The following is a 26,166-nucleotide window of genomic DNA, read 5'->3' as shown; positions in this document are numbered from 1 at the left end:
AAGTCTGGGCGTGGCGCGGCTCCGGCACCAGTGATCCGCCGGGGGACTCCGGCATCCACCGACCGGTCGATGCCGGACCCCGCGTCGACGCACCCGCCGGTCGATCTCGCTAGGCTCGCGCGCATGACGAGCGGATGGACGACGAGAGCGCGGTGGGCCGCGCTCGCGGGCGGAGCCCTGCTCCTGGCGACCCTGTCGGGATGCTCCGCCGTGCCGGACGGGGTCCAGGCATCGTGGCGGCTCGCCTCGCTGACCGACGCCCGGGGCTCGGCCACCTCGACGGGGAAGGCCATCACGCTCCGATTGACGGGCGACGAGATCGCGAGCGACGACTCGTGCAACTCCTACGACGGCAGGGTGCTCTCCACCGACCCGTGGAAGGCGTCGGACCTGGCCGCGACGGCCATGGGGTGCGTCTCGGGCGACAATCCGCTCAGGGCTCGCTTCACGACTCTCCTCGCCGCCGCGACGACGGCGAGACGCGACGGCGCCGACCTCGTCCTCGACGCACCCGGTTCGAGCGAGCTCCGCTTCGTCCGCGTCGCCGCCCGGGGGTAGGCACGGGGCGAGCCACGCCGTAGCGTGGGGCCCGGACGACCGGCAGGGCGTCCGACGGAGCAAAGGAGCTTCCCATGAAACGCATCGTCCCGTTCCTCTGGTTCGACGACCAGGCGGAGGACGCCGCTCGGACCTACGCCGGCCTCTTCCCCGACTCCCACGTCGACGACATCCAGCGCTGGCCCGACGGGACCCCGGACGCGGGGAAGGTCCTCGTGGTGTCGTTCACCCTGTTCGGCGAGCCCTGGCGGGCCATGAACGGCGGCCCGGGCCACCCGCACACCGACGCCGTCTCGTTCCAGGTCGACTGCGAGACGCAGGAGGAGATCGACCGGCTCTGGGAGGTCCTCACCGCCGACGGCGGCCGTGAGATCGCCTGCGGCTGGTGCGCCGACCGATGGGGGATCGCCTGGCAGGTGACACCCGTCCGCCTGGGCGAACTGCTCGCGGATCCCGATCAGAGTCGCGCGGGCCGGACCATGGCGGCCATGCAGGACATGATCAAGATCGACATCGCAGCGCTCGAGGCCGCGGCCGACGGCCGCTGACGCCTCGCGACGGGCGGGACCCCGGGCCCCGGCGAAAAGGCTTGTGCGCCCACAGGGAGGCATCGTAGGGTTACAACGTTGGAATGCACGAACGACGAGGAGGTCGATCATGGCACCGAACAATCCCGCCACATTCACCCGGCGGAGCATCCTGGGGGCGGGGCTCGCAGCCGCCGGAACCCTCGCGCTCGCCGGGTGCGCGAACAGCCCCCTCGGGGCGGGTCTCGTGGGCAGCGCTCTCAACCCGCAGCAGCTCATCTTCTGGAATCTCTTCGGCGGCGGCGACGGCGGTCGCATGCAGACGATGGAGGCCGGCTACACCAAGACCCACGGCGGTCCGTCCTCGCTCCAGGCGACCGTGTTCGCCTGGGGCAACCCCTACTACTCGAAGGTGACGATCGCGACCGTCGGTAACAAGCCGCCGGACGTCGCCGTGGCCCACCTCACCCGCGCGAAGCCGCTGTTCGACGGCGGGATCCTCGAGCCGATCACCGACGCCGACCTGGCCTCCGTGGGCCTCTCGTCGGCCGACTTCAACTCGAAGTCGTGGGAGGCGCAGAAGACGCGCGGCAGCAACATCGCCATCCCGCTCGACACGCACCCGCTCACGATGTTCTTCAACTCCGACGTGTGCAAGAAGGCGGGGCTCCTCGACTCGGACGGGAAGCTCAAGAAGCTCGACGGCCTCGACACCTTCGAGTCCGCCCTGGCCGCCGTCAGCAAGGTCACCGGCGGCACGGCCATCACGGTCGGCAACGTCAGCGAGACGGCGACCCCGTGGCGGGTCTTCTGGACCCTCTACAACCAGACCAACGGCGTGAAGCCGTTCATCTCGAACAACGGCAGCGCCCTCACCGTCGACGAGGACGCCTTCGCGAAGGTGACCGAGCGCATCCAGACCTGGGTGAAGAAGGGCTGGCTCAACCGCGGTCTCGACTACGCCGGGGCCGGGACGCAGATGTTCACGGGCAAGTCCGGTTTCTACCTCCAGGGCGAGTGGGAGATCACGACGGCGCAGTCGGTGAAGGGCCTGAAGTTCGGGATGGTGCCGCTGCCGATGCTGTTCGACCGGCCGGCCGTGCAGGCCGACTCGCACACGTTCGTCCTGCCCAAGAAGGACCGCACGCCGGAGCAGCGCAAGCAGGCCATGGGCTTCATCAAGTCGATGCTCGACCAGAGCCAGACCTGGGCGATGGGCGGCCATGTCCCCGCCTACGTCCCGACGTTCCAGAGCAGCGCCTACAAGGCCCTCGAGCCGCAGGCGGACTACGCGTCGGCCGCCGACTACGCCGTGTACGACGATCCGGCCTGGTACGGCGGATCGGGCTCGACGTTCGAGAACACCGTCGGCGCCCAGCTCGGTCTCGTCCAGCAGCTCGCCGTGACACCGCAGGGCGCGCTGTCCGCGATCAAGGACCAGCTCAAGGTCTACCTGAACACTCCCAGCCCGCTCTGACCCTCACCCATCTTCCTGGAGGTACAACGACGTGACCGCCGCACCCACCCTGGCCCGCCCCGCGCGGCTCGCCGGGTCATCCTCGCTGAAGAGGCGCCAGGCTCCACTCAACCGCGGCGACTCCCGCGGCGCGTGGCTCTTCCTGGCCCCCTTCGGCCTGTTCTACCTGGCCTTCCTCCTGGGGCCCACCGTCTGGATGCTCGTGACGAGCTTCTTCAACACCTCGACGGTGCGCCCGGGGCTCGGGTCGTTCGCAGGATTCGCGAACTACGGCGAGATGCTCACCCGCGCCGACTTCTGGAGCGCCATGTGGCACACGCTCCAGTTCACCCTGTACACGACGCCGCCACTCGTCATCCTGGCGTTCGTCTTCGCGATCCTCACCAACCGGATCCGGCGCGGTCAGTGGTTCTTCCGCCTGGCCTTCTTCCTCCCGTACATCCTGCCGTCCGCCACGATCTCGTTGATCTGGGTCTTCATCTTCACGCCGGCCTCGGGGCTCTGGGCGACGATCCAGGGCGTCTTCGGCATCACGGACGCCGGGGTCCTCGCGAGCCCCAACACCGCCATGATCGGCATCGCGGTCGCCACGGTCTGGTGGACCCTCGGGTTCAACTTCGTCCTCTACCTCGCCGGTCTCCAGGAGATCCCGCGCGAGCTCTACGAGGCCGCCGCCGTCGACGGTGCGTCGGCCTGGGAGCAGATCCGCTACATCACGCTGCCGCTCCTCGGCCGGACGACCACCCTCGTCATCCTGCTCCAGATCATCGCGAGCCTGAAGATCTTCGACCAGGTCTACCTGATGACCTCCGGCGGTCCCGGCATCTCGACGCAGGTCGCGCTCGGGCTCGTCACCAACACCGGCTTCACCGACAACCGCATCGGCGCGGCGTCGGCCGCCTCGGTGCTCCTGTTCATCGTGATCGTCGGGATCGCCGTCGTGCGGCAGATCATCGACCGCTCCCTCGCCCGGAAGGCGGCCTGACATGGCTCTGACCACCACCCCCACGCGCTCCCGGTCGAAGTCGCCCCTCTCCGCGGCGGCGCCCCGGCAGGTCGCGCCGCGCACCGCGGTGAGCGGGCGCACCTTCGGAATCGTCTCCGCCGTCGTACTCGTCGTGTTCGCGATCATCTGGCTGATCCCGAGCATCTTCGCGCTGAAGACGTCGCTCTCCGACAACGGCGTCGCCGCCCTCGGCGCGACCTCGATCCTGTCCACCTGGAACCCGACGCTGCACTCCTACGCCGCGCTCTTCCAGGCGGGCGACATCTGGAACTGGTACCTCGCCAGCGGCGTGACGAGCGTCGTGACGGCCGCCCTGACCGTGCTGTTCGCGTCCATGGCCGCGTTCGCGCTCTCGCGCCTCAAGTTCCGCGGGCAGAACGTCGTCTTCCTGCTGATCATCCTGGGCGTGATGATCCCCGGCCAAGTGCTGATCATCCCGATCTTCCAGGAGCTCGGTGCCCTCAACCTGCTGAACACCTACTGGTCGGTCATCTTCCCGCAGGTGCCGGCCGTGATCGCCGTCTTCATCTTCAAGCAGTTCTTCGACGGCATCCCGCGCGAGCTCGAGGAGGCCGCGCGGATCGACGGTGCGGGGCTGTGGAAGGTGTACTGGTCGGTCGTCATGCCGCTGTCGAGGCCGGTCCTCGCGGCGGTGACGATCCTGACGTTCGTCGGGGTGTGGAACAACCTGCTCCTGCCGCTGTTCGTGCTCTCGAACCCGAACCTGATGACGATCCCGGTCGGTCTCGCCACTGTCCAGGGCTCGTTCGGTCAGCGCTACGCCGACATCCAGGCGGGTGCCATCCTCGCGGCTCTGCCGCTGATCATCCTGTACCTGGCGTTCCAGCGTCAGATCGTCGAGGGCGTGACCGGGAGCGGCCTCAAGGGCTGACGTGTCGACCCGCGCAGGAGCCGGAGGTCACGCAGCGTCGCGGCCGTCGGCTCCTGCGTCGTGTCGGCCGCGACCCGGGGTGGCGGTCTGCCAGCCGGCGACGCCGTCGAGCAGGGCGAGCCGGCGCTCGAGCCGGCGGATGCGCTCGGCCCGGAGGCCGTCCGCGATCTGCTCGGCCAGGCCGGGGGGCGGCCGGTGCGGAGTGCGCACCGGGCCGCGGACAGCGGGGCGGACCGCCCGCACGACGATGACGACGATGGCGGCGAGCGTGATGAGTCCCGCTCCCGCCGCTATCACGGCGACGAGATCCCCGTGGCCCCCGAACACGCTGACGATCCGTTCCATGGGACCACGCTAGGCGCGGCTCCGCGGGCCCGAAAGGTGCACTTGTGATCACACGGCCCCGCCGGTCGAGTGCTCGGGCTCCGGAGGCGCCGTCCTAGAAGCGCGGCGCGGACGCGGCGTGGACGATCGCGAGCAGCGCCCGACGGAGACCGTCGGGATCGTCGAGCGCCGGGAAGAGATCGGCCTCGAGCGTCTGCGCCTCCCGCCAGGCCTCGGTGCCGCTCGCGGTCCGAGCGACGACGTGCCGCCTCGCGTCGAGCGGGGAGCGCTCCCGGGTGACGTGCCCCTGGCGCTCGAGGCGCTCGAGGGTCCGCGACATGGTCTGCGCCTCGACCCGCGCCTGGCGGGCGAGCTCCGTCTGACTCAGCGAGCCGGAATCGAGCAGGTGCAGGGCGATCAGGCCGGCGTGGGTCAGCCCGAGCTTCTCGAGGGCCTCGACCCAGTCGTGCTCCACGAGCCGCGCGGCCGTCGACAGGAGGCGCCCGATCGGCCAGGAGGCCATCGGATCGGCCGGCTGCGAGAATTCTGGGTCGCTCATCGTGTCGGAAGTCTACCGTGGGTGCTCAGCCGGCTGAGTATCGGATCGGTGCCGGAGGACGAGCGATCGGAGCGAGGACGTGCAAGCGACAGTACAGGCCAGGGGACACCTCGGAACGACGGAGGCGACGGGCCGGGACCGCGCCCGGCAGATCGTCGTCGCCGTGAGCGCCGTGCTGGCCCTCGCCGGATCGTTCGTCGGATCGGGAGCCGTCATCGGGACTCCCATCGCGGAGGCCGCCGGGGGAGCTCTCGGTGCCGACGCCACGCTCGTCGCGCCCGGCACGGGAGCCTTCCAGATCTGGGGCGTCATCTACCTGGGGCTCGTCGCCTACGCCGTCTGGCAGCTCCTGCCCGCGCAGGCGACGGCCGAGCGCCACCGCCGGCTCGGTTACCCGGTCGCCGCGTCGCTCCTGCTCAACGCCGCCTGGATCCTCAGCATCCAGGCGGACCTCCTCGCGCTGAGCGTCCCGGTGATCGCCCTCCTCCTGATCGTCCTGGTCGTCTGCTTCCGTCGCGCGCTGGCCAGTCGGCCCGCGAACGTCGTCGACACGATCGTCACCGACGGCACCCTCGGCCTCTACCTCGGCTGGGTGTCGGTCGCCACGGCCGCGAACGTCACCGCTCTCCTCGTCGCCGAGGGCTTCCGCGGCTTCGGCGTCGCGCCGGACGCGTGGGGCGTCGCGATCGTGGCGGTCGCCGGTGTCGTCGGGGCCGTCGTGGCCGTGTCGGGTCACGGGCGCATCGCTCCCGCGCTCTCGCTGTCGTGGGGCCTCGCCTGGATCGCCGTGGCGCGCCTGACCGGGACGCTGCCGTCCGTGCCGACCGCCATCGCGGCCCTCGTCGCCGTGGCCGCCGTGGTCGTGGTGACCGTCGTCGCCCGGGTCAGGGCACCGCGAGGGCCTCGGGCTCTCCGCGGCTGACGCCGGCGATCGAGCGCCGGCCCGTCGGCTCCAGCAGCTCCGCGAGGCACCGCGCCTTGCGGCGGGCCAGGCAGCGGTACTGAGCCGGAGACCGGAAGCGGTCCGGTTGGTTCAGCTCGGTCACCTCGCCGACCGCCTCGGCCATCGGGAGGTGGTGCGCGTTCGCGGAGACGGCGCAGAGGTCGGCCGTGACCGAGTCGAGTCGGGAGGCCCAGTCGTCCCAGGTGCGCTGACCCGGCTGAGGGGATCCGGCGAGCGAGCTGACCGGGGCGAGGCCCGTGACGACGATGGGCGTCGACTCCAGCGTGGCGTTCGACAGCCGCGCGAGGAGGTCGCCCATCTCGAGACGCCAGGTCCGTTCGCGGACGAGCAGCGCGGCATCGTACAGACCGCCTACGACGAGAACCGCGTCGTAGCCGCGGAGGTCGCGCCCCGCGACGAGCTCGGACAGGCCCGAGAGGCGGATACCCGGCCGGGTGACGAGGTCGACGGTGACGCCCCGCCCCGTCGCTGCGCCGAGTTCGCGTGCCAGCTGACCGGGGAGGGCGAGCGCGTGGCTCCTGACCCCCCAGCCGGTGGCGGCGTCGGTGCCCAGGAGGAGGAGCTTCAGCGGGTCGGGGCCGGCGACCAGGGCGCGCGGCTCGTCGTTGGGTCGCGGGACCCCGGCGAACGCCGAGCGGACGCTCAGGAAGCGGAGGGGGGCGAAGGGCCTGAGAAGGGAGACCAGGACGGGTTCCACGGGGTCCTCCGGGGAGTGAGTGCGGACGGGCGACGGGTATTCGCCCATGAATCGTTTGGGTAATGTCGATTCACTGAAATCCTAATGAGACCACCCGCGGGTGAGGCCTCCCAGAACAGGGGGAGTCCCGGCGGTCCACCCGCGTGGGGGAGGCGGTCACCCCCGGGTGAGAGGCCCTCAGGCGGTCGGCGCGGGAGGGACCAGCGCGTCGAGGTAGATCCCGGCGGGTGCGAGTCCGAAGCGCGGGTAGAGCGCACCGATGCCGCTGGCGAAACCGTTGCTCGCCGTCGTCCAGTCGTGGCCCGTGTGCGGCGAGACGTAGCGCGCCACCGTGATCCCGGCCGCCTCGGCCTTCCCTGACATCAGGGTCATGATCGCGCCGTAGTGAGTGTCCGTCGCCCCGACCGCGAACACGGCCTGCTCGTCGACGTAGCGGCCGTGCTTTCGCAGGATGTTCTCCGGCTTGGCCCGGTCGTAGGCGGTGACGCTGCCGCGGAACCCCGCCTGGATCGCCACCTCGTCGGTCCGCATCGTCGGGTAGCGCTCGCCGCTCACGTCGATGAACGAGCCGAAGACGTCGGGGTGCGCGGTCGCGAACTGGATCGAGCAGGTGCCGCCCTCGGAGAAGCCTCCCACCGCCCAGGCGTCCCGTCCCGGGAGGACGCGGAGGTGGCCCCGGATCCACGAGGTGACATCGCGCAGGATGTACGTGGAGACGTTCCCGAGGGGCCCGTCGACGCACATCGGGTTGTCCTGGGGTCTCCCGAGCTGATCGGGCACCACGACGATCGGCGCCAGGCCGTGGTCCTTCGCGGCGAGGGCATCCTCGGTGCGGACAACGCTCCCCACGGTCATGACCGAGTCGGGACTGGCCGGCTGGCCGGAGAGGAGGACGACCACCGGCAGGGCGGGGGCGTTCGCCACGAGCGCCGCCGGGGGCAGGTAGACGTCCGCGGGGCGGGCTGCGAACCGGGAGACCGTCCCCGGGATCGCCACGGAGTACTCGCGGCCCCGCGTCGGCATGCCCGCCGGGGCGACCCAGGTGCGATCGAGGTCGCTCGCGGCGGTCAGCCCGGTCGTCAGGCGAGCGGGAGTGGGGGCGACGGTCGCTTCGGAGGCGCCGGACACGGGCGCGGGGGAGGCGGAGGGGGCCCTCGACGGAGTCGCCGAGGGGCGCGCGTCGACGGTCGGGTCGGCCACGGCGGCACGGGGTGCCACCGGCCTAGCGGTGGCGAGGCCGACCCCGGCGACCCCGACGACGGCGACCGCGACGGCCGCCACGAGGAGGCGGAGCCGCCCCGGGCCTCGTCCGCGGACGGGCAGCAGGACGAGCACGACCGCCGCCAGGGCGGCGAGGAGGATCACCACGAGGAGCGGCGCGAACGGGGAGAGCGAGGCGGGCACGCCTGGATCGTATGCCGACGACGGGCGGGAACGCGCCCTCGAGCCGCGGTCACGGCCAGCGCTCGGGCATCTCCCAGCGGGCCCAGGGCGCGGCGTTACGCCGCCGTGATCGGAAGCGCCGACTCGATGACGGAGACCACCTCGGGAGCATCGGGCTCCGTCGTGGGGCGGAACCGGTGGACGGTGCCGTCGGGGGTGATCACGAACTTCTCGAAGTTCCAGATGATGCGGCCCGCCTTGCCCTTCGCGTCCGGAGTCTTCGTGAGTTCCGTGTAGAGCGGGTGGGCGCTCCGGCCGTTGATCTTCGTCTTCTCCATCATCGGGAAGGTCACGCCCCAGGTCGCGGAGCAGTACTCCGCGATCGCGTCTTCCGTGGAGAGCTCCTGGAGGAACTGGTTGCTCGGGAACCCCAGGACGGTGAAGCCGCGCTCGCCGTAGGTCTTCTGCAGGGCCTCGAGCTTCTCGTACTGGGGCGCCAGGCCGCACCGGGAGGCGACGTTGACGACGAGGACGACCTTGTCGGAGTAGGCGCCGAACGTGGTGGCCTCGCCGCGGATCGTCGTGAGCGGGATGGTGTCGAGAGTCATGCTCGGATGCTACGACCGCCGCCTGGATCCCGGCCCCGGTCCGCCGACGCGGCTCCTCCGCGCGCCACCTGAGGCGCCGGGGCGTGGCAGGGTGAGCGCATGAGTGCAGATGAGTCCGTCCTGGCGTTCGCCGGCCACGAGCCGAGCATCGCGTCCACCGTCTTCCTCGCCCCGGGAGCCCGGGTGATCGGCCGGGCGACGCTGTCCGAGAGGTCGAGCGTCTTCTACGGGGCCGTCGTCCGCGCCGACGTCGAGGCGATCACGCTGGGGGAGGGCAGCAACCTCCAGGACAACGTCTCGGTGCACGCCGACGCCGGACTCCCCACCACGATCGGTCGCGGCGTCAGCGTCGGGCACAACGCCGTCCTCCACGGCTGCACGATCGAGGACGACTGCCTCATCGGCATGTCGGCCACCGTCCTCAACGGGGCCGTGATCGGTCGCGGGTCGCTCGTCGCGGCCGGTTCGGTCGTCCTCGAGGGCACGGTGATCCCGGAGCGCTCCCTCGTCGCCGGGCTCCCCGCGAAGGTGCGGCGGGAGCTGACCGACGACGAGGTCGAGGGCATCCGGCGGAACGCGCAGCACTACGTCGCTCTCGCGGCCGACCACCGGGCGGCGTAGGCGTCGCGCTGACCTCCGCGCGACGCCCGGTGATCCGCTAGCGGTCGCCGCGCGGGCGCTTCGACGAGTCGCGTCCGTTCACCGGGAACGGCCCGGTCACGCCCTCGCGGATCGCGGCGATCTGCAGGATGCGGTCGCGCTGCAGATACCAGCCCAGCACGAGCAGCGGGATGATCACGACGAGCGACGCTACCGTGATGCTGCCGATCGGCCAGTCGATCGCCATCAGCACGAGGACGGCCACGAGGAACGCCAGCGTGAGCCAACTGGTCACCGGAGCCCCGGGCAGGCGGAACTTCGGCTCCTTGGCCTTGCCCTGCTTGGCCCAGGTGCGGAGCCTCATCTGGCACAGGACGATGGTGCCCCACGCCGTGAGGATCCCGAGCGAGGCGATGTTGAGCACGATCTCGAACGCGGTCGAGGCTCCGACGACGGCGTTGAGACCGACGCCGAGCAGCGTGATGGCGCTGGTGAGCAGGATGCCGCCGTAGGGCACACCGCCCTTCGACATGACGGTGGTGAACTTCGGCGCCGATCCGTTCATGCCCATCGAGTGCAGCACGCGGCCGGTCGAGAAGAGCCCGGCGTTCAGGCTCGACAGGGCCGCGGTCAGGACGACGAAGTTCATGATCGACCCGGCCACGGCACCGACCTGCGGGTTGCCGATGCTCGAGAAGAACGTCACGAAGGGGCTCTGACCCGCCTTGTACGCGGTGTAGGGCAGGAGCAGCGACAGCAGCACGAGCGAACCGACGTAGAAGACCGCGATGCGGATGATCACGGTGTTGATCGCGCGCGGCACGACCTTCTCGGGGTTCTGCGTCTCGCCGGACGCGGTGCCGACGAGCTCGATCGCCGCGTAGGCGAAGACCACCCCCTGCACGACGATGACGGCCGGCAGGAGACCGTTCGGCAGGATGCCCGTCTGGCTGATCACGGCGAGGCCCGTCTGGATGGACTGCCCGTCGTGCGTGACGGGGAACGCGAACGCGAGCCAGACCACGCCGATCACGAGGAACAGCACCAGCGCCGCGACCTTGACGAGGGCGAACCAGAACTCCAGCTCGCCGAACACCTTGACCGCCAGCAGGTTCACGCTGAGCACGACGGCGAGGGCGATGAGGGCCAGGAGCCACTGGGGTGCGGAGGTGAAGGCCTTCCAGTACTGCAGGTAGAGGGCGACGGCGGTCGTGTCGACGATCGCGGTCATGGCCCAGTTGAGGAAGTACATCCAGCCGGCCGCGTAGGCGAACTTCTCGCCGAAGAACTCGCGGGCGTACGAGACGAACGAGCCCGACGACGGGCGGTGGAGCACGAGTTCGCCGAGGGCGCGCAGGATGAAGAACGCGAAGACCCCGCAGATGGCGAAGACGATCGCCAGGGCGGGCCCGGCGCTGTTCAGGCGTCCGCCGGCGCCGAGGAAGAGCCCGGTGCCGATCGCCCCTCCGATCGCGATCATCTGGAGCTGCCGGGGCTTCAGTCCGTGCTGGAACCCTGCCTGCTCGTGGCTGAAGTCCTGCGCCGGGAGAGTCTCCTCGGCGCCGTTTCCGTCGGGGGCGCTAGCGCCCCCCTTCGTGGAGGTCGTCATCCGCGCACGCTACCAAGCATCGGGTGGTCGTGTCCGTCTGCCCCGCCGGACACCCGTCCCGCACCCCGCTCCGGGCGACGACCTGCCACCATGGTCGGCATGCTCTGGTTGCAGCCCGTCCTCGCCGTCCTCGGCGCGATCCTGACCGCGGTGGTCGTCGTGGCCCTGGTGTCGCTCGTCTTCCGTCTGATCGCGCGCCGGGAGGAGTGGGCGAAGGCGCTGATCGCCCGGGTGAGGCGGTCGTTCCGCGTCACGCTGGTCGTCGCGCTGGTCTGGGCCGCCTTCTCCGTCTCGATGCAGAACGTCGCGCCGCGGGGCTACCAGGGTCAGGCGATCGTCGAGCAGGCCTTCCGCGTCTGTCTCGTCGTGTCGATCTCGTGGCTCGTCGCCTCGCTCGCCATCTACTTCGAAGATCTCGGGCTCGCCCGCTACCGGCTGGATCAGCCGGACAATCGGGTCGCGAGGCGGCTCCGGACCCAGGTGCTCATCATCCGGCGGCTCACGGTCGCCCTCGTCGTGATCGTGGCGACCGGCGCGATCCTGCTCGGGTTCCCGGGTGTCGAGGCGGTGGGCGCGAGCGTCCTGGCGAGCGCGGGCCTGGTGTCGGTGGTCGCGGGTCTCGCAGCGCAGTCGACGCTGGCGAACGTCTTCGCGGGCATCCAGCTGGCCTTCAGCGACGCTCTGCGGGTCGACGACGTCGTGGTGGTCGAGACGCAGTGGGGCCGGATCGAGGAGATCACCCTCTCGTACGTCGTCGTCCACATCTGGGACGACCGGCGGATGGTGCTCCCGTCGACCTACTTCACGACGACGCCCTTCGAGAACTGGACGAGGCGCAACTCCGAACTCCTCGGCGCGGTCGACTTCGACCTCGACTGGCGGGTGACGCCGGGCGAGATGCGCGCCGAGCTCGGCCGCGTCCTCGACCGGACGGAACTCTGGGACGGGCGCGTGAAGGTCCTGCAGATCACCGACGCGGTCGGCGGGTTCGTGCACGTCCGGGTGCTCGTGTCGGCGGTGGACGCCGGGTCGCTCTTCGATCTCCGCTGCCTGGTGCGGGAGGACCTCATCGCGTGGCTCCACGAGAAGAGCCCGCAATCGATCCCGCGCACCCGCGTCCAGATGGTCGAGCAGGAGCCGCGGCCGGCGTTCTCGAAGTCGACCTCCGACGCCTCGGGCCTCTTCACGGGCGAGCACGCCGACGCCGAGCGCGCGGCCCTGTTCACGTCGTCGATCCCGATCGTCGATCGCGACCACGTCCGAGGCGTGGACCCGCGCCCCGCGAAGGACTAGCCGAGGCTAGGCGGTGGGGTCGTCCCCGCCGTTGGCCGCGTCGACGACGTTGCCGATGGCGATGGCCGTCGAGGCGGCCCAGCTCACCCACAGCAGCAGGAGCCGCCAGTCGCGGGGGCCGCTGGCCGTGGCGCGGAGGGCGCTGAAGCCGCTGAAGGCCGCGCTGATGATCGCGCCGTTGAAGAGGAATTTGCGCACGGTTTCTCCTTGCCGTCGGGGGTGTCCACCGTAGCGTGCCGAGCCTGTAGCGTGTCCCCCATGCGACTTCGAGGGAAAGCCCTGCTCGGGCTCACCGCCGCCGCCGCCGTGGGGGGTGTCGTCGTCGCCTCCGCGGGTCACGGCCCCGCCGCGCAGGCCGCCGCGAGCACGACGATGCCGGTCGGGACGGTGTCGTCGAACGGCACCACCTGGAAGCCGGTCGTGTCGCAGGACTTCACGAAGACCGCGGGCATCGGCCAGTTCGCCTCCGTCTACGGGGCGGCGTGGAACGGCTACTCGAGCTTCTCCGACACCTCGGGCAAGGGCCTCTACGCCCCGTCTCGGGTGCTCAGCGCCAAGAACGGCTCGCTCGACTTCTCCCTCCACAGCCAGAGCGGTCGTCCGATGGTCGCGGCCCCGATGCCGAACGGCTACAAGCCGCAGACCTACGGCCGCTACGCGATCCGCTTCCGCACCGACGCGGTGGCCGGCTACAAGATGGCCTTCCTGCTCTGGCCGACCTCCGACGACTGGAACGACGGCGAGATCGACTGGCCCGACGGCAACCTCGCGGGCAACGCCTACGCCGCCTCGGCGGTCAAGGGCAGCTACAAGAACGGGAAGATGACGTTCGACGGGCCACCGCACTCGGCGTCGCCGGTCGTCGGCACCGGCTGGCACACGGCCGTCACCGAGTGGACGCCCGGCAAGGTCCGCTGGTACTGGGACGGCCGGATGATCGGGCAGACGAGCAACGCGGCGGGGGTGCCCACGAAACCGATGCGCTGGACCCTCCAGGCCGAGACCAACACCGACGGCAAGACCGTCTCCACGACGGCGAAAGGTCACATCCAGGTCGACTGGGTGGTTCAGTACAGCAGGTGAAGTCAGCACTCATCGGGGCGTTCCTCGCCCTCCTCGGGGTCATCGCCGCCCTGACGGGAATTCTCAGCGGCGATGCGCTCATCGCCCTCCTCGACCGGGTCGCGCCCGTGCTCGGCTTCGTCGTGGGTCTGACGATCGTCGCCGACCTCGCGGCGGAGGCCGGCCTCTTCGCCTGGCTCGCAGGAGCCGCGGCCCGCTTCTCGCTCGGCCGCGTCTGGATCCTCTGGCTCCTCGTCGTCGTCCTGGCCGTGCTCTGCACCGTGTTCCTGTCGCTCGACACGACGGCGGTGCTGCTCACGCCCGTCGTGGTCCTCGTCGCCCGGAAGGTCGGGGCGTCGCCGCTGCCGTTCGCCTTCACGACGGTGTGGCTGGCGAACTGCGGCTCGATGCTCCTGCCGGTGTCGAACCTCACGAACCTCCTGGCGGTCCACGCTCTCGGGAACCCCGCGCCGCTCGCGTTCGCGTCGCTCGTGGCCCCCGCCGCTGCAGTGGGTGTCCTCGTGCCCCTCGTCGGCGTGGCCGTGCGCTACCGCCGCGAGCTGTCGGCGCGCTTCGACGTCGTCACCGTCGACCGGGCGGAGGACCGCCCCCTGTTCCTCGTCGCCGCCATCGTCGTCCTGCTCCTCGTGCCCGCACTCGTGTCGGGCATCGAGGTGTGGATCCCGGCCGCCGCCGCCGCCCTCGTCCTCGTCATCGCGTTCGCCGTGCGTCGCCCCGGCGCCCTCCGCTTGACGCTCGTGCCGTGGGGCACCCTGCTGTTCGCCTCCGGTCTCTTCCTCGTCGTGGCGGCCGCCCAGGCGCTCGGCCTCGCGACGCTCCTCTCCGAGGTCGTCGGGAAGGGTGACTCCTGGCCCGACCTGCTCCGCCTCGCCGGCGGGGCGGCCCTCTCGGCCAACGTCGCCAACAACCTGCCGGCCTACCTGGCCCTCGAACCGGTCGGCGGGTCGTCGGTGCGGCTCGTCGCGATCCTGATCGGCGTCAACATCGGCTGCATCGTCACGCCGTGGGCCTCGCTCGCGACGCTGCTCTGGCACGGGCGCCTCACCGGGCTCGGCGTCGAGGTGCCCTGGGGCAAGTTCGCGATCGCCGGCCTCGTGATCACGGTCGTCGCCCTGCCGCTCGCGACGCTGCTCCTGACCCTCTAGTCGGCGGTCAATCCCAGCCCGCGCTGGCCCGGAGCGACCGGGCGGCCTCGTCCGGCCGCAGCCGGGACACGTCGAGGACGACGTCGTCGAGACCCGCACGCTCCAGGATCCCGTGGAGCTCCACGGCGCGATCGACGTGCCAGGCCAGCCCCGCGGGATCGTCGGCGTGGCGGGACTCGAGCCGGTGTCGCACGACCTCGGCGGCCGCGGTGAGACGGCAGAGCAGGAGGCGGTCGACACCGAGCGCCTCGCGGTACTCCTCCGCGGAGGCGCGATCCTCCACGACGCCGGCGAGCACGAGACGCTGCGCCCCGGCCCGCCGGTACTCCGACGCGAGAGCCCGGAGGTTCGCGACGGTCAGGCGGTGGTGGAACGGATCGTCGGCGGGGGCCGGCCAGAAGCGGCGCACCTCGTCGACGTCGATCAGGGCGATCGGGCAGGAGCGCTCCGACGCCGCGACGGCGGAGGCGGTGGTCGACTTGCCGACGCCGACCGCGCCGTTCACGAGGAGCGCATCCATCATGGGCTCACTCTGGCACAGGGTGCGGCGTCAGGCGGAGCGGCGCTCGACGGACGCCCGCGGCGGAACCTGGCGGAGGCGCGGGACGGCCAGGGCCTCGCGCGCGAACGACAGCGTCTCCCGCATCATGGCGACCCGTGCCTCCTGCGTGCCGGCCTTCCGGGTGTTGACCTCGGCGATCACGGAGCCGCACCAGTCCCGCGAGGCGAGCTCGCGGAGGACCGCCGCGACCGGTTCGTTGCCCCGCCCGGGGACGAGGTGCTCGTCGAAGAGACCGCCGGCCTGCTCCTGCTCGACCGCCGCGCGGGAGCCGTCGCAGAGGTGGACGTGCCGGAGCCTCCCGTCGAGCGCCCGCGCCAGCTCCAGGGAGTCGCGCCCCGACAGGGAGGCGTGCGAGAAGTCGAGGGTGGCGGCATCGCAGTCCATCGTGCTGGGGTCCCACCCGGGGGCGTACATCTTCATCGAGCGTCCCGCGATCCGCCAGGGGAACATGTTCTCGATCGCGATCGTCACGCCGTGGCGTTCGCTCACCGAGCGGACGATGTCGAGGAAGCGGTCGGCGTACGCGCCCTGCCAGCGGAACGGCGGGTGCGCCACCACGGTCGACGCCCCCGTCGCCGCGGCGAGCTCCGCGCTCCTCTCGAGCTTGACCTGAGCGTCGCGACCCCAGACGAAATGCGTCAGCAGGAGCACCGGGGCGTGGATCGAGAGGACCGGCTGGCCGTGCTCCTGGGCGAGGGCGAGCAGCCGCGACGCCCGGTGCGTGGCCGGGTCGTTGGTGACCATGACCTCGACGCCGTCGAACCCGACCTCGCGCGATAGACGGAACGCGGCCTCCAGGGGGAGGGGGAAGGCGCACGACGTGCTCATACCGACGCTGATCATGGCCACACGCTAGGCGGCCCCGGTGGACCCGCCGTGAACGAGGTCTGACGGGACACGGTTCCTCACGTGTCGGTTGCGGTCTCCCGGGTCAGAGCCAGTCGCGCTTCTTGAACTGCGTGTAGAGCAGCACCGAGATGGCCACGATCGAGACGGTGGAGAGCCAGAAGCCCCAGGTCTGCGAGAACCCGGGGTAGGGCACGTTCTGCCCGAAGTAGCCGGTGATGGCGGTCGGGACGGCGATGATCGCCGCCCAGCTGGTCACCTTCTTCATCACGAGGTTCATCCGGTTGCTCTGGATGCTGAGGTTCGTGTCGAGGATCGTCGAGACGAGGTCGCGGAGCGCGTCCGTCTGCTCCGTGACGCGGAGCACGTGGTCGTAGACGTCCTGGAAGTAGGGCCCCATCTCCGGGGCGAGGTTCGAGTCGTCGCGGCGGAGGAGGGTGTTGAGGACCTCCCTCATCGGCGTGACGACGCGCCGGAACTCCACGAGGCTCTTCCGCAGCGCGAACGACCTGCGCTGGACGTCCATCGTCTGCTGGCGGACGTCGAACAGGGTCTCCTCCAGACCGTCGATCGAGTCGCCGAGGATCTCCGCCGTGTCGTAGTGCCGATCGACCACGGTGTCGAGGAGCCCCCAGACCAGGTAGGAGACCCCGTGGCTCGCCAGGTCGCGGTTGTCGTCCCAGGTCTTCTCGACGATCCCGATGTCGAACGACGGCTCGTGCACCGTGATGAGGGACCGGTGCGTGATGAACGCCTTCACCTCGTCGGTCGTGAGATCGCCGGAGGCCTCGTCGAAACCGACGTCGTAGAGGACCGTGAAGAGGAAGTCCTCGTAGCGGTCGAGCTTGGGACGCTGCCCGGGGTGCAGGGCGTCCTCGACCGCGAGCTCGTGGAGGCCGATCTCGTCGGCGACCTGCCGCATCTCCGACTCGGTCGGCGACTCGAAGTCGACCCAGACGAAGCAGCCGTCGTGCTCCAGGAAGTCGCTGACGTCGTCGAGGGGGAACCCGTGGCCGACGATCTTGCCGTCTCGGTAGGCCCGTGTGCGTGGCATGAGGGGAATGGTATCCGCCGTTCTCCCGAGCGGCGGGCAGGATGGAGGGGTGACGTCGTTCGAGAAGACCAGACCCGACGCGCCCACCGGGTTCTTCGAGGCCGAGGCGGCCGGGCTCCGCTGGCTCGCCGAGGCCGAAGCGCGGGGCGGCGTGCGGGTCGTGCGCGTCGACGACGTCGGCCCGGGGCGCATCGCCCTCGAGGAGGTGCGGGAGGTCCGGCCGACGCGGGAGGCGGCGGAGGCGTTCGGCGCGGCGCTCGCCGCGACGCACGCCGCGGGAGCCGACGCCTTCGGGAGTCCGCCCCGGGGGTGGGAGGGCCCCACCTTCATCGGCCGGCGTCCGATGGCGACGGAGCCCCGAGGATCCTGGGGGCGCTTCTACGCCGCGCAGCGCGTCCTGCCCTTCGCCCGCGTCGCCCGGGAGGTCGGCACGCTGACGACGCCGGAGTGGACTCTCGTCGAACGTGCCGCCTCGGCGATCGAGCGCGGCGCCTTCGACGACGACGCCGAGCCCGCGCGGCTGCACGGCGACCTGTGGGCCGGCAACGTCCTCTTCGCCGAGGGAGGCGTCGTGCTCATCGATCCGGCCGCTCACGGCGGGCACCCCGAGACCGACCTGGCCATGCTCGCCCTCTTCGGCTGCCCCTTCCTCGGCGAGGTCCTCGCCGCCTACGACCGGGCGAGCCCGCTTCGGGACGGCTGGCAGGAGCGGGTGCCGCTCCACCAGCTCCACCCGCTCGCCGTGCACGCCGCCGGTCACGGCCGGAGCTACGGCGCCGCTCTCGCGGAGGCCGCCGAGGCCACCCTCGTCCTCCTCTCCTGACCCCGCGGGCGACCCCCGGCCGGAGCGTCGCTGGTAGCCTCGAGGAGCCCGGGGGAGAGCCTCCGGTGACACCGAGCGGAGCCTTCGACCCCATGCCTGACCGAGACGGACACACCCCCGAGAAGTACGGCTTCGTCGTCGTCTCCAACCGGCTCCCCGTCGACCACACGGTCGACGAGAACGGCGAGGTCAGCTGGCAGCACTCGCCCGGCGGCCTGGTGACGGCGCTCGAGCCGGTCATGCGCGCCAACGACGGCGCCTGGGTCGGGTGGGCCGGCCAGCCCGACCTCGACGTCGAGCCGTTCGAGAACGACGGCATCACCGTCGTCCCCGTGCCGCTCAGCGCCGAGGAGGTGCAGCGCTACTACGAGGGCTTCAGCAACGACACCCTGTGGCCGCTCTACCACGACGTCATCTCCCCGCCGACGTTCCACCGCGTGTGGTGGGAGGCCTACGTCAAGGTCAACCGCCGCTTCGCGGAGCGGGCGGCCGAGGTGTCGGAGGAGGGCGGCGTCGTCTGGGTGCAGGATTACCAGCTCCAGCTCGTCCCGCAGCTCCTGCGCGAGATCCGCCCCGACCTCACGATCGGCTTCTTCAACCACATCCCGTTCCCGCCCCTCGGCATCTTCTCCCAGCTCCCGTGGCGCGAGAGGATCCTCGAGGGCCTGCTCGGCGCGGACGTGATCGGCTTCCAGCGCGGCGACGACGCGTCGAACTTCTCCCGCGCGGTGCGGCACCTGCTCGGCTACACGACGACGCGCCCCTACATCGAGGTGCCCCTCGACGACGAGGTCGCCCCCGAGACGGCGGCCGTCTCGAAGCGCGGCAAATGGGTCCGTCGGGTCCTGGCGAAGCAGTTCCCCATCTCGATCGACTCCGCCGACTGGGAGGTCCTCGCCAGGAAGCCCGAGGTCCAGGCGCGCGCGAAGGAGATCCGCGAGGGGCTCGGCAACCCCAAGACGGTCATCCTCGGCGTCGACCGGCTCGACTACACCAAGGGCATCCGGCACCGGATGAAGGCCTTCGGCGAACTCCTCGCCGATGGTCGCCTCAGCGTGGAGGACGCCACGCTGGTCCAGGTCGCGAGCCCCAGCCGCGAGCGGGTCGAGGCCTACATGGCCCTCCGCGACGAGATCGAGCTGACGGTGGGCCGGATCAACGGCGACTACGCCACGATGAGCCACACGGCCATCAGCTACCACCACCACGGCTACCCCCGCGAGGAGATGGTGGCGCTCTACCTCGCGGCCGACATCATGCTCGTGACGGCCCTCCGCGACGGCATGAACCTCGTCGCGAAGGAGTACGTGGCGGTGCGGCACGACAACGACGGCATCCTCATCCTGAGCGAGTTCGCCGGAGCCGCCGACGAGCTCCGCAGCGCGCTCCTCGTCAACCCGCACGACATCGGCGGGCTGAAGAACACGATCGTCCGCGCCATCGAGATGCCGAAGCGCGACCGGGTCACGCGCATGCGGGCCCTCCGGAGGCGGGTGCTCGACAACGACGTGGCGAAGTGGTCGGCGCTCTTCCTCGACGCGCTCGCCGACGTCCGCCCCGGGCACCGCATCGCCGCTCCGACCAAGCCGGCCGACGACTCCGAGGAGGGAGCAGCATGACCGACCAGCCCCGCACCGACCAGCCCGCCACCGACCAGCCGCGCACCGACGAGACCGCGCTCGCCGACGCCCTCGGACTCATCGCGACGACCCCGCACCTCCTCGTCGCCCTCGACTTCGACGGCACCCTCGCCCCCGAGGTCGACAAGCCCCTCGCCGCGCGGGCCCTCCCGGAGGCGGCCGAGGCGATCCTGCGGCTGACCGATCAGCCCGACACGACCGTCGCGCTCGTGTCCGGCCGTGCCCTCGACAGCCTGACGACGGTCGCCGACGCGCCCGACTCGGTTCTGCTCGTCGGCTCGCACGGGGTCGAGTACCGGATCGACGGCGAGGCCGAGGTCACGCTCACGCCCGAGGAGGAGTCTCTCCGGCAGTCGCTCAAGGGCATCCTCACGGAGTCGGCCGCCCCCTACGACACCGTGCAGGTCGAAGAGAAACCCGCCGGTTTCGCGATCCACACGCGCCTCGCGGACGACGCCACGACCGAGACGGTCCAGCAGGAGGTGCGGCGCCGCGTCGCCGAGGAGGCCTCCGCCGCCACCGAGCGGGTCGGCAAGAACGTGCTCGAGTTCGCCGTGCGCTCGGCGTCGAAGGGCGACGCGATCGAGCGGCTCCGCCGGATCGTCGGCTCGACCGCGGTCTTCTTCGCGGGCGACGACGTCACCGACGAGGACGGCTTCGCAGCGCTCGTCGAGGGCGACCTCGGCCTCAAGTGCGGGCCGGGCGAGACCGCGGCGCACTACCGCGTCGCGTCGCCGGCCGACGTCGCCCACGTCCTCCAGGATCTCGCGGAGCTCCGGGCGCACCTCGGTCGCGCCTAGCGGTCGCGGGCGGACCGCTCGCCCGAGCGCCTAGCGCTCGCGGGCGGACCGCTCGATGCGCTCGCGGAACGCGGCCCAGTCGTCGGCGGTCCTGTCCGGGAGGTTCGGGTCGCCGGGCCCGTTGCCCGCCGAGCCGTCGGTGAGCTCCCGGAGGATGTCGGCGTGCCCCGCGTGACGCGCCGTCTCGGCGATCAGGTGCACCAGGACCTGCTGCAGCGTCACGTGCCGCCGCTCCTCCGACCACCACGGCACGAGTCCGGGGGAGTCGAGGTCGAGCGCCTCGACGGTGGCGTCGGCGTGCCGGGCGGAAGCGCGGTGGAACGCCTCGATCTCCGCGCGCGACTCCGAGGGCGCGACCCACATGTCCGAGTCGTCCTCGGCGTCGTCCTCGAGCCAGGCTCCCGCGAGTCCCGAGGGGCGGTCGAAGACCGATCCGAGGTATTCCTGCTGCACGCTCGCCGTGTGCTTGACGAGGCCCAGCAGGCTCGTCCCGGTCGGTGTCATCGGGCGGACGACGTCGTAGTCGGAAAGCCCGTCGAGCTTCGCGAGGAGGTCGTCCCGGCCGATCGTGAGGTAACGGAGGAGAGTCGCCTTCTGGTCCATGCCCCGACTCTCCTCCGAAGTCCCGGCGATCGCACCTTCTGCGCGGCCCTGCGGAGGTCTACCCTTCTGGCATGGCGCGCGATGTCGCGGGGCATCCGGCGCATCCCGACGATGGCGACACGTCGGGGGCGCGACGTCGGCGCGACCTCGAGGCCCGGGTCTACGGCGGCGGGTCGGTCGACGCGTCCGACGTGGCCGCACTGCGGGCGCTGCTCGGTGCCGGGGCGGGGAGCTCGGAGCCCGGGCATCCTGCGCCCCTCGACGTCGCCCCGGCCGTGCAGGAGCCGCCGCCCGAGCGGCCGAGACCGGCCCGCTCCTGGTTCGCCGGAGCGACGGTGGCCGTCGTGCTCGCCGCTCTCGTCGGGGCCGGGGTCGCGACCAGCCTCGCGGTCGGCGATCCGGCCGGGGAGCCTCTCGCGACCCGGGCCCGGGTCGGGTCGTCCCTGAGCCCCGCGGTTCCGGTGGCGTCGTCGAGCGCCGAGGCCGCGGCCGCCGCCGAGGCGCTCGGCGCCCAGTACTTCGCTCAGCCCCAGTCGGCCGTGGACCGGCCGACGATCCTGTTCGCCGGGATCGACGGCTCGTCGACCCGGCGCGTGCTCGCCCAGTGGGGCTCGGCGGACGGTGAGGCCAGCGTGTGGGTGGCCCGGGGAGAGGATCGGTCGTTCTGCCTCGTCATGGTGGTGCAGGGCACCCGCGCCGCGAGCTCGTGCACGCCGCGGAGCGAGGTGGCCGCGAGCGGCGTCCGGCTGGTGATCGGCACGCCGCGGGGTGGATCCGTGTCGGCCGTCTGGGACCTCCGGGCGGGGCTCCTCGAGATGACGCCGTCGCCCGCGGGAGCGACTGTGGTCTCGTCCGGTGCGGGGCGTCCGAAGCCCTGATCCGAAGCCCTAAACTGACCCCATGCCTGAGAACCTGAACGAGTACGGGGTCGACGTGAAGCCGCGGAGCCGCGACGTCACGGACGGCGTCGAAGCCACGACCTCGCGCGGCATGCTGCGCGCGGTCGGAATGGGAGACGCCGACTGGGAGAAGCCGCAGATCGGCATCGCCTCGTCGTGGAACGAGATCACCCCCTGCAACCTCTCCCTCGACCGGCTCGCCCAGGGCGCCAAGGAGGGCGTGCACTCCGGCGGCGGCTACCCGCTCCAGTTCGGGACGATCTCGGTCTCCGACGGCATCGCCATGGGCCACGAGGGCATGCACTTCTCGCTCGTGTCCCGCGAGGTCATCGCCGACAGCGTCGAGACCGTCATGATGGCCGAGCGCCTCGACGGCTCCGTCCTGCTCGCCGGCTGCGACAAGTCGCTCCCCGGCATGCTCATGGCGGCGGCGCGCCTCGACCTGGCGAGCGTCTTCCTCTACGCAGGATCCGTGGCGCCCGGCTGGGTGAAGCTCAGCGACGGCACCGAGAAGACCGTCACGATCATCGACTCCTTCGAGGCCGTCGGCGCCTCCAAGGCGGGCACGATCAGCGACGAGGACCTCCACGCCATCGAGTGCGCCATCGTCCCGGGCGAGGGTGCCTGCGGCGGCATGTACACCGCCAACACCATGGCGAGCGTCGCCGAGGCCCTCGGCATGAGCCTCCCCGGCTCCGCCTCGCCGCCCTCCGCCGACCGGCGCCGCGACTACTACGCGCACCGCTCGGGCGAGGCCGTCGTCAACATGCTGCGTCACGGGATCACGGCCCGCCAGATCCTGACCAAGAAGGCGTTCGAGAACGCCATCGCGGTCGCGATGGCGTTCGGCGGCTCGACCAACGTCGTGCTCCACCTGCTCGCCATCGCCTACGAGGCCGAGGTCGACCTCACGATCGACGACTTCAACCGCATCGGCGACAAGGTCCCCCACATCGGTGATCTCAAGCCGTTCGGCGAGTACGTCATGAACGACGTCGACCGCCACGGCGGTGTCCCGGTCGTCATGAAGGCGCTGCTCGACGCGGGTCTCCTGCACGGCGACTGCCTGACCGTGACCGGCAAGACCGTCGCCGAGAACCTCGCCGAGATCAAGCCCAAGGCTCTCGACGGCACGGTCCTCCGCACCCTCGACAACCCGATCCACCCGACCGGCGGGCTCACTGTCCTCAGCGGCTCGCTGGCTCCCGAGGGGGCCGTGGTCAAGACCGCCGGCTTCGACGCGGAGGTCTTCGAAGGGCCCGCGAAGGTGTTCGAGCGGGAGCGCGCAGCGATGGACGCGCTGACCGCGGGCACCATCGAGAAGGGCGACGTCGTCGTCATCCGCTACGAGGGCCCGAAGGGCGGCCCCGGCATGCGCGAGATGCTGGCGATCACCGCCGCCATCAAGGGCGCGGGTCTCGGCAAAGATGTACTACTGTTGACGGACGGACGATTCTCAGGCGGCACAACCGGCCTGTGCATCGGCCACATAGCACCCGAAGCGGTCGACTCCGGTCCGATCGCCTTCGTGCGCGATGGTGATCTGATTCGGGTCGATATCGCCGCTCGCTCGATCGACCTACTCGTCGACACAGCCGAGCTTGATGCCCGCCGTGACGGCTGGGCTCCTCTGCCTCCGCGCTACACCCGCGGCGTTCTCGCGAAGTACGCGCGCCAGGTCCGCTCCGCGGCGGAGGGCGCTGTCACGTATTAGTCGACACGCGAACGCGCGTCACGTTCACCACCAGCCAAAGAGGGAATCGGCTCTCATGCCTCCGGAAACCACACCCCTGCCCACGGCGCCGACGCGCCCCCGCACGATCGCGCCCGAGAGGCCGGCGTCGCCCCCGGTGATGACCGGGTCGGGCGCGATCCTCGCCTCGCTCGAGGAGCTCGGCGTCACCGACGTCTTCGGCCTGCCCGGCGGCGCGATCATCCCGTTCTACGACGAGCTCATGTCGTCGACGACGATCCGCCACATCCTGGTCCGCCACGAGCAGGGCGCGGGTCACGCCGCCGAGGGCTACGCCGCCGCGTCCGGCAAGGTCGGTGTCGCCATCGCCACCTCCGGTCCGGGAGCGACGAACCTCGTCACCGCGATCGCCGACGCCTACATGGACAGCGTGCCGCTCCTGGCGATCACGGGTCAGGTCTTCTCGACCCTGATGGGGACGGACGCCTTCCAGGAGGCCGACATCGTCGGCATCACGATGCCGATCACCAAGCACTCCTTCCTGGTGACCAAGCCGGAGGACGTCCCCGCGACCCTCGCGGCGGCCTACCAGATCGCCTCCACGGGGCGCCCCGGTCCCGTTCTCGTCGACATCACCAAGGACGCCCAGCAGAACTCCGCCCCCTTCGTCTGGCCCGAGACGGTCGACCTGCCGGGCTACCGTCCGATCACCAAGGCGCACGGCAAGCAGATCACCGCGGCCGCGCAGCTCCTGGCCGAGGCCAAACGGCCCGTCTTCTACGTCGGCGGCGGCGTCATCCGCTCGGAGGCCTCGGCCGAGCTCCTGACCCTCGTCGAGGCGACGGGTGCGCCCGTCGTCACCACGCTCATGGCCCGCGGAGCCTTCCCGGACTCCCACCAGCAGCACCTCGGCATGCCCGGCATGCACGGCACCGTCCCCGCCGTGCTCGGCCTCCAGGAGAGCGACCTCATCGTCGCCCTCGGAGCCCGCTTCGACGACCGCGTCACCGGCAAGGCCGACCTCTTCGCGCCCGACGCGAAGGTCGTCCACGTCGACATCGATCCCGCCGAGATCTCGAAGATCCGGATCGCCGACGTCCCGATCGTGGGCGACGCCCGGGAGGTCATCATCGACCTCACGGCGGCCTTCGCCGACGTCACCGGCGGCACCCGACCCGACATCGCCGCGTGGTGGGAGCGCCTCACCGAGCTCCGCACCGAGTTCCCCCTCGGCTTCACCGAGCCCGACGACGGCCTCCTCTCGCCGCAGAAGGTCATCCAGCGCATCGGCCAGCTCTCCGGGCCGGAGGCGGTCTACGCCTCGGGCGTCGGTCAGCACCAGATGTGGGCCGCGCAGTTCATCAGCTACGAGCGCCCGCACGCCTGGCTCAACTCCGGGGGAGCGGGCACGATGGGCTACTCGGTGCCCGCCGCGATGGGCGCCAAGGTCAGCCAGCCCGACCGCGTCGTCTGGGCGATCGACGGCGACGGCTGCTTCCAGATGACCAACCAGGAGCTCGCCACCTGCGTCATCAACGACATCCCGATCAAGGTCGCGATCATCAACAACTCGTCGCTCGGCATGGTGCGGCAGTGGCAGACCCTGTTCTACGACGGTCGCCACTCCTTCACCGACCTCAACACGGGTCACGAGACGCGAATGGTGCCGGACTTCGTGAAGCTGGCCGACGCCTACGGAGCGCTCGGGATCCGCGTCACCCGCGAGGACGAGATCGACGACGCGATCACCCTCGCCCTCGAGACGAACGACCGCCCGGTCGTCATCGACTTCGTGGTCAGCCGCGACGCGATGGTCTGGCCGATGGTGCCGCAGGGCGTCAGCAACTCCCTGATCCAGCACGCCCGCGCCCTCGCCCCCGAGTGGGACGACGAGGCGCCCGGAACGAGCGCCTCCGACACCACGCGCGACGGCGACATGACCGGAGAACACGCATGAGCCACGTCCTCTCCCTGCTCGTCGAAGACAAACCGGGTCTCTTGACCCGTGTCGCCGGCCTGTTCGCGCGCCGCGGCTTCAACATCGAGAGCCTCGCCGTCGGCAAGAGCGAGATCGCGGGCCTCAGCCGGATCACCGTCGTCGTCGACGTCGAGGAGCTCCCGCTGGAGCAGGTCACGAAGCAGCTGAACAAGCTCATCAACGTGATCAAGATCGTCGAGCTCGACTACTCGCAGTCGGTCCAGCGCGAGCACATGCTGATCAAGGTGCGCGTCGACAACACCTCGCGGTCCCAGGTCCTCGAGGCGGTGACGCTCTTCCGCGCCAGCGTGGTCGACGTCTCGACCGACGCGCTCGTCATCGAGGTCACCGGCGACACCGGCAAGACGAACGCGCTCCTGCGCGTCCTCGAGCCCTACGGCATCAAGGAGATCTCGCAGTCCGGGCTCCTCGCCATCGGTCGCGGCTCGAAGTCGATCACCGACCGGGTCTTCAAGAACTGAGCCGGCGCCGGGGGCCCGCACCGCAGCTCCTGCGGTCGGGCCACCGCCCGTCGGCCCCTGC

28 protein-coding genes are annotated in these 26,166 nt (G+C 71.0%); 17 read left to right on the top strand and 11 right to left on the bottom strand.

Features of this window, described 5'->3' with window-relative positions; genetic code table 11:
• The first annotated feature begins 123 nt into the window (after positions 1-123).
• The 5 genes from AS850_RS09730 to AS850_RS09710 all read left to right on the top strand — a co-directional run bounded on the left by AS850_RS09730 (position 124) and on the right by AS850_RS09710 (position 4,460).
• Positions 124-558 carry an META domain-containing protein gene (locus AS850_RS09730; protein WP_164088422.1) on the top strand — a complete coding sequence of 145 codons (435 nt, stop codon included), beginning with the start codon at positions 124-126 and terminating at the stop codon, positions 556-558.
• 74 nt (positions 559-632) lie between these two features.
• On the top strand, positions 633-1,106 hold the full coding sequence (locus tag AS850_RS09725) for a VOC family protein (RefSeq protein ID WP_119868937.1): 474 nt from the start codon (positions 633-635) through the stop codon (positions 1,104-1,106).
• Between the two features lie 109 nt (positions 1,107-1,215).
• Positions 1,216-2,562 (top strand): sugar ABC transporter substrate-binding protein, encoded by a 1,347-nt coding sequence (locus AS850_RS09720; protein ID WP_119868936.1) that lies wholly within the window; start codon positions 1,216-1,218, stop codon positions 2,560-2,562.
• Positions 2,563-2,593: 31 nt separating this feature from the next.
• Positions 2,594-3,547 (top strand): carbohydrate ABC transporter permease, encoded by a 954-nt coding sequence (locus AS850_RS09715; protein WP_119868935.1) that lies wholly within the window; start codon positions 2,594-2,596, stop codon positions 3,545-3,547.
• 1 nt (position 3,548) lies between these two features.
• Positions 3,549-4,460, top strand: a complete 912-nt coding sequence (locus tag AS850_RS09710) for a carbohydrate ABC transporter permease (protein ID WP_119868934.1) — start codon at positions 3,549-3,551, stop codon at positions 4,458-4,460.
• Between the two features lie 27 nt (positions 4,461-4,487).
• On the opposite strand, the gene AS850_RS09705 is transcribed toward AS850_RS09710, so the two are convergent.
• Together AS850_RS09705 and AS850_RS09700 are read right to left on the bottom strand one after the other, a co-directional pair.
• Positions 4,488-4,805, bottom strand: coding sequence for a hypothetical protein (locus AS850_RS09705; RefSeq protein ID WP_119868933.1), 318 nt, complete (start codon positions 4,803-4,805; stop codon positions 4,488-4,490).
• 94 nt (positions 4,806-4,899) lie between these two features.
• Positions 4,900-5,343 (bottom strand): MarR family winged helix-turn-helix transcriptional regulator, encoded by a 444-nt coding sequence (locus AS850_RS09700; RefSeq protein WP_119868932.1) that lies wholly within the window; start codon positions 5,341-5,343, stop codon positions 4,900-4,902.
• Positions 5,344-5,422: 79 nt separating this feature from the next.
• Here AS850_RS09700 and AS850_RS09695 point away from each other — a divergent pair, with 79 nt between their 5' ends.
• A complete protein-coding gene (locus AS850_RS09695) occupies positions 5,423-6,265 on the top strand; it encodes a TspO/MBR family protein (RefSeq protein WP_119868931.1) in 843 nt (280 codons plus the stop codon).
• Here the strand turns inward: AS850_RS09695 and AS850_RS09690 are convergent.
• From AS850_RS09690 to AS850_RS09680, 3 genes are all read right to left on the bottom strand, one after another.
• Positions 6,228-7,004, bottom strand: coding sequence for a hypothetical protein (locus AS850_RS09690; protein ID WP_123955483.1), 777 nt, complete (start codon positions 7,002-7,004; stop codon positions 6,228-6,230). The two genes, AS850_RS09695 and AS850_RS09690, sit on opposite strands and share 38 nt — an antisense overlap.
• A 177-nt stretch (positions 7,005-7,181) precedes the next feature.
• Entirely contained in the window at positions 7,182-8,408 is a 1,227-nt protein-coding gene (locus AS850_RS09685; protein ID WP_119868929.1) for an alpha/beta hydrolase, read from the bottom strand.
• 95 nt (positions 8,409-8,503) lie between these two features.
• Entirely contained in the window at positions 8,504-8,995 is a 492-nt protein-coding gene (locus AS850_RS09680) for a glutathione peroxidase (RefSeq protein WP_119868928.1), read from the bottom strand.
• Between the two features lie 99 nt (positions 8,996-9,094).
• Between AS850_RS09680 and AS850_RS09675 the strand changes: the two genes are divergently transcribed.
• On the top strand, positions 9,095-9,616 hold the full coding sequence (locus tag AS850_RS09675) for a gamma carbonic anhydrase family protein (RefSeq protein WP_119868927.1): 522 nt from the start codon (positions 9,095-9,097) through the stop codon (positions 9,614-9,616).
• Positions 9,617-9,653: 37 nt separating this feature from the next.
• Here the strand turns inward: AS850_RS09675 and AS850_RS09670 are convergent, their stop codons facing one another.
• A complete protein-coding gene (locus AS850_RS09670) occupies positions 9,654-11,204 on the bottom strand; it encodes an amino acid permease (protein WP_119868926.1) in 1,551 nt (516 codons plus the stop codon).
• 99 nt (positions 11,205-11,303) lie between these two features.
• Here AS850_RS09670 and AS850_RS09665 point away from each other — a divergent pair, with 99 nt between their 5' ends.
• Complete coding sequence (locus AS850_RS09665; protein WP_236940672.1) at positions 11,304-12,497, top strand: mechanosensitive ion channel family protein; 1,194 nt, start codon at positions 11,304-11,306, stop codon at positions 12,495-12,497.
• Between the two features lie 6 nt (positions 12,498-12,503).
• On the opposite strand, the gene AS850_RS09660 is transcribed toward AS850_RS09665, so the two are convergent.
• Entirely contained in the window at positions 12,504-12,695 is a 192-nt protein-coding gene (locus AS850_RS09660; protein WP_119868924.1) for a hypothetical protein, read from the bottom strand.
• Positions 12,696-12,755: 60 nt separating this feature from the next.
• Here AS850_RS09660 and AS850_RS09655 point away from each other — a divergent pair, with 60 nt between their 5' ends.
• The gene (locus AS850_RS09655) at positions 12,756-13,580 is read left to right on the top strand and encodes a glycoside hydrolase family 16 protein (RefSeq protein ID WP_119868923.1); all 825 of its coding nucleotides are present in this window, start codon (positions 12,756-12,758) and stop codon (positions 13,578-13,580) included.
• A complete protein-coding gene (locus AS850_RS09650; RefSeq protein WP_119868922.1) occupies positions 13,577-14,725 on the top strand; it encodes an SLC13 family permease in 1,149 nt (382 codons plus the stop codon). The genes AS850_RS09655 and AS850_RS09650 overlap by 4 nt, the downstream gene beginning before the upstream one ends.
• A gap of 7 nt (positions 14,726-14,732) precedes the next feature.
• Here the strand turns inward: AS850_RS09650 and AS850_RS09645 are convergent, their stop codons facing one another.
• The 3 genes from AS850_RS09645 to AS850_RS09635 form a co-directional block, all read right to left on the bottom strand.
• A complete protein-coding gene (locus AS850_RS09645) occupies positions 14,733-15,248 on the bottom strand; it encodes a hypothetical protein (protein ID WP_216819725.1) in 516 nt (171 codons plus the stop codon).
• Positions 15,249-15,275: 27 nt separating this feature from the next.
• Positions 15,276-16,130 (bottom strand): sugar phosphate isomerase/epimerase family protein, encoded by an 855-nt coding sequence (locus AS850_RS09640; RefSeq protein WP_119870242.1) that lies wholly within the window; start codon positions 16,128-16,130, stop codon positions 15,276-15,278.
• An 88-nt stretch (positions 16,131-16,218) separates the two neighbouring features.
• The gene (locus AS850_RS09635) at positions 16,219-17,187 is read right to left on the bottom strand and encodes a magnesium transporter CorA family protein (RefSeq protein WP_119868921.1); all 969 of its coding nucleotides are present in this window, start codon (positions 17,185-17,187) and stop codon (positions 16,219-16,221) included.
• Between the two features lie 7 nt (positions 17,188-17,194).
• Here AS850_RS09635 and AS850_RS09630 point away from each other — a divergent pair, with 7 nt between their 5' ends.
• From AS850_RS09630 to otsB, 3 genes are all read left to right on the top strand, one after another.
• Positions 17,195-18,010, top strand: a complete 816-nt coding sequence (locus tag AS850_RS09630) for a fructosamine kinase family protein (protein WP_119868920.1) — start codon at positions 17,195-17,197, stop codon at positions 18,008-18,010.
• Positions 18,011-18,102: 92 nt separating this feature from the next.
• Positions 18,103-19,629: an alpha,alpha-trehalose-phosphate synthase (UDP-forming) gene (locus AS850_RS09625; protein WP_119870241.1), complete on the top strand. Its 1,527-nt coding sequence runs from the start codon at positions 18,103-18,105 to the stop codon at positions 19,627-19,629.
• Positions 19,626-20,450 (top strand): trehalose-phosphatase, encoded by an 825-nt coding sequence (gene otsB / locus AS850_RS09620; RefSeq protein WP_119868919.1) that lies wholly within the window; start codon positions 19,626-19,628, stop codon positions 20,448-20,450. Before AS850_RS09625 ends, otsB begins: the two co-directional genes overlap by 4 nt.
• A 30-nt stretch (positions 20,451-20,480) precedes the next feature.
• On the opposite strand, the gene AS850_RS09615 is transcribed toward otsB, so the two are convergent.
• Positions 20,481-21,053 (bottom strand): DinB family protein, encoded by a 573-nt coding sequence (locus AS850_RS09615; RefSeq protein ID WP_119868918.1) that lies wholly within the window; start codon positions 21,051-21,053, stop codon positions 20,481-20,483.
• 71 nt (positions 21,054-21,124) lie between these two features.
• Here AS850_RS09615 and AS850_RS09610 point away from each other — a divergent pair, with 71 nt between their 5' ends.
• Genes AS850_RS09610 through ilvN form a run of 4 tightly spaced genes read left to right on the top strand, consistent with a single transcriptional unit; the run spans position 21,125 to position 26,105 of the window.
• Positions 21,125-21,931 (top strand): hypothetical protein, encoded by an 807-nt coding sequence (locus AS850_RS09610; protein WP_119868917.1) that lies wholly within the window; start codon positions 21,125-21,127, stop codon positions 21,929-21,931.
• A gap of 22 nt (positions 21,932-21,953) precedes the next feature.
• Complete coding sequence (gene ilvD / locus AS850_RS09605; RefSeq protein ID WP_119868916.1) at positions 21,954-23,666, top strand: dihydroxy-acid dehydratase; 1,713 nt, start codon at positions 21,954-21,956, stop codon at positions 23,664-23,666.
• A gap of 55 nt (positions 23,667-23,721) precedes the next feature.
• Positions 23,722-25,602, top strand: coding sequence for an acetolactate synthase large subunit (locus AS850_RS09600; protein ID WP_119868915.1), 1,881 nt, complete (start codon positions 23,722-23,724; stop codon positions 25,600-25,602).
• Positions 25,599-26,105 carry an acetolactate synthase small subunit gene (gene ilvN, locus AS850_RS09595; RefSeq protein WP_119868914.1) on the top strand — a complete coding sequence of 169 codons (507 nt, stop codon included), beginning with the start codon at positions 25,599-25,601 and terminating at the stop codon, positions 26,103-26,105. The genes AS850_RS09600 and ilvN overlap by 4 nt, the downstream gene beginning before the upstream one ends.
• Positions 26,106-26,166: the final 61 nt, after the last annotated feature.

Origin of the sequence: Frondihabitans sp. 762G35, assembly GCF_002074055.1 — a bacterium.
Classification (GTDB): Bacteria; Actinomycetota; Actinomycetes; order Actinomycetales; family Microbacteriaceae; genus Frondihabitans.
The sequence above is the reverse complement of the archived record's forward strand: the minus strand, read 5'-3'. Positions and strand labels throughout refer to the sequence as shown.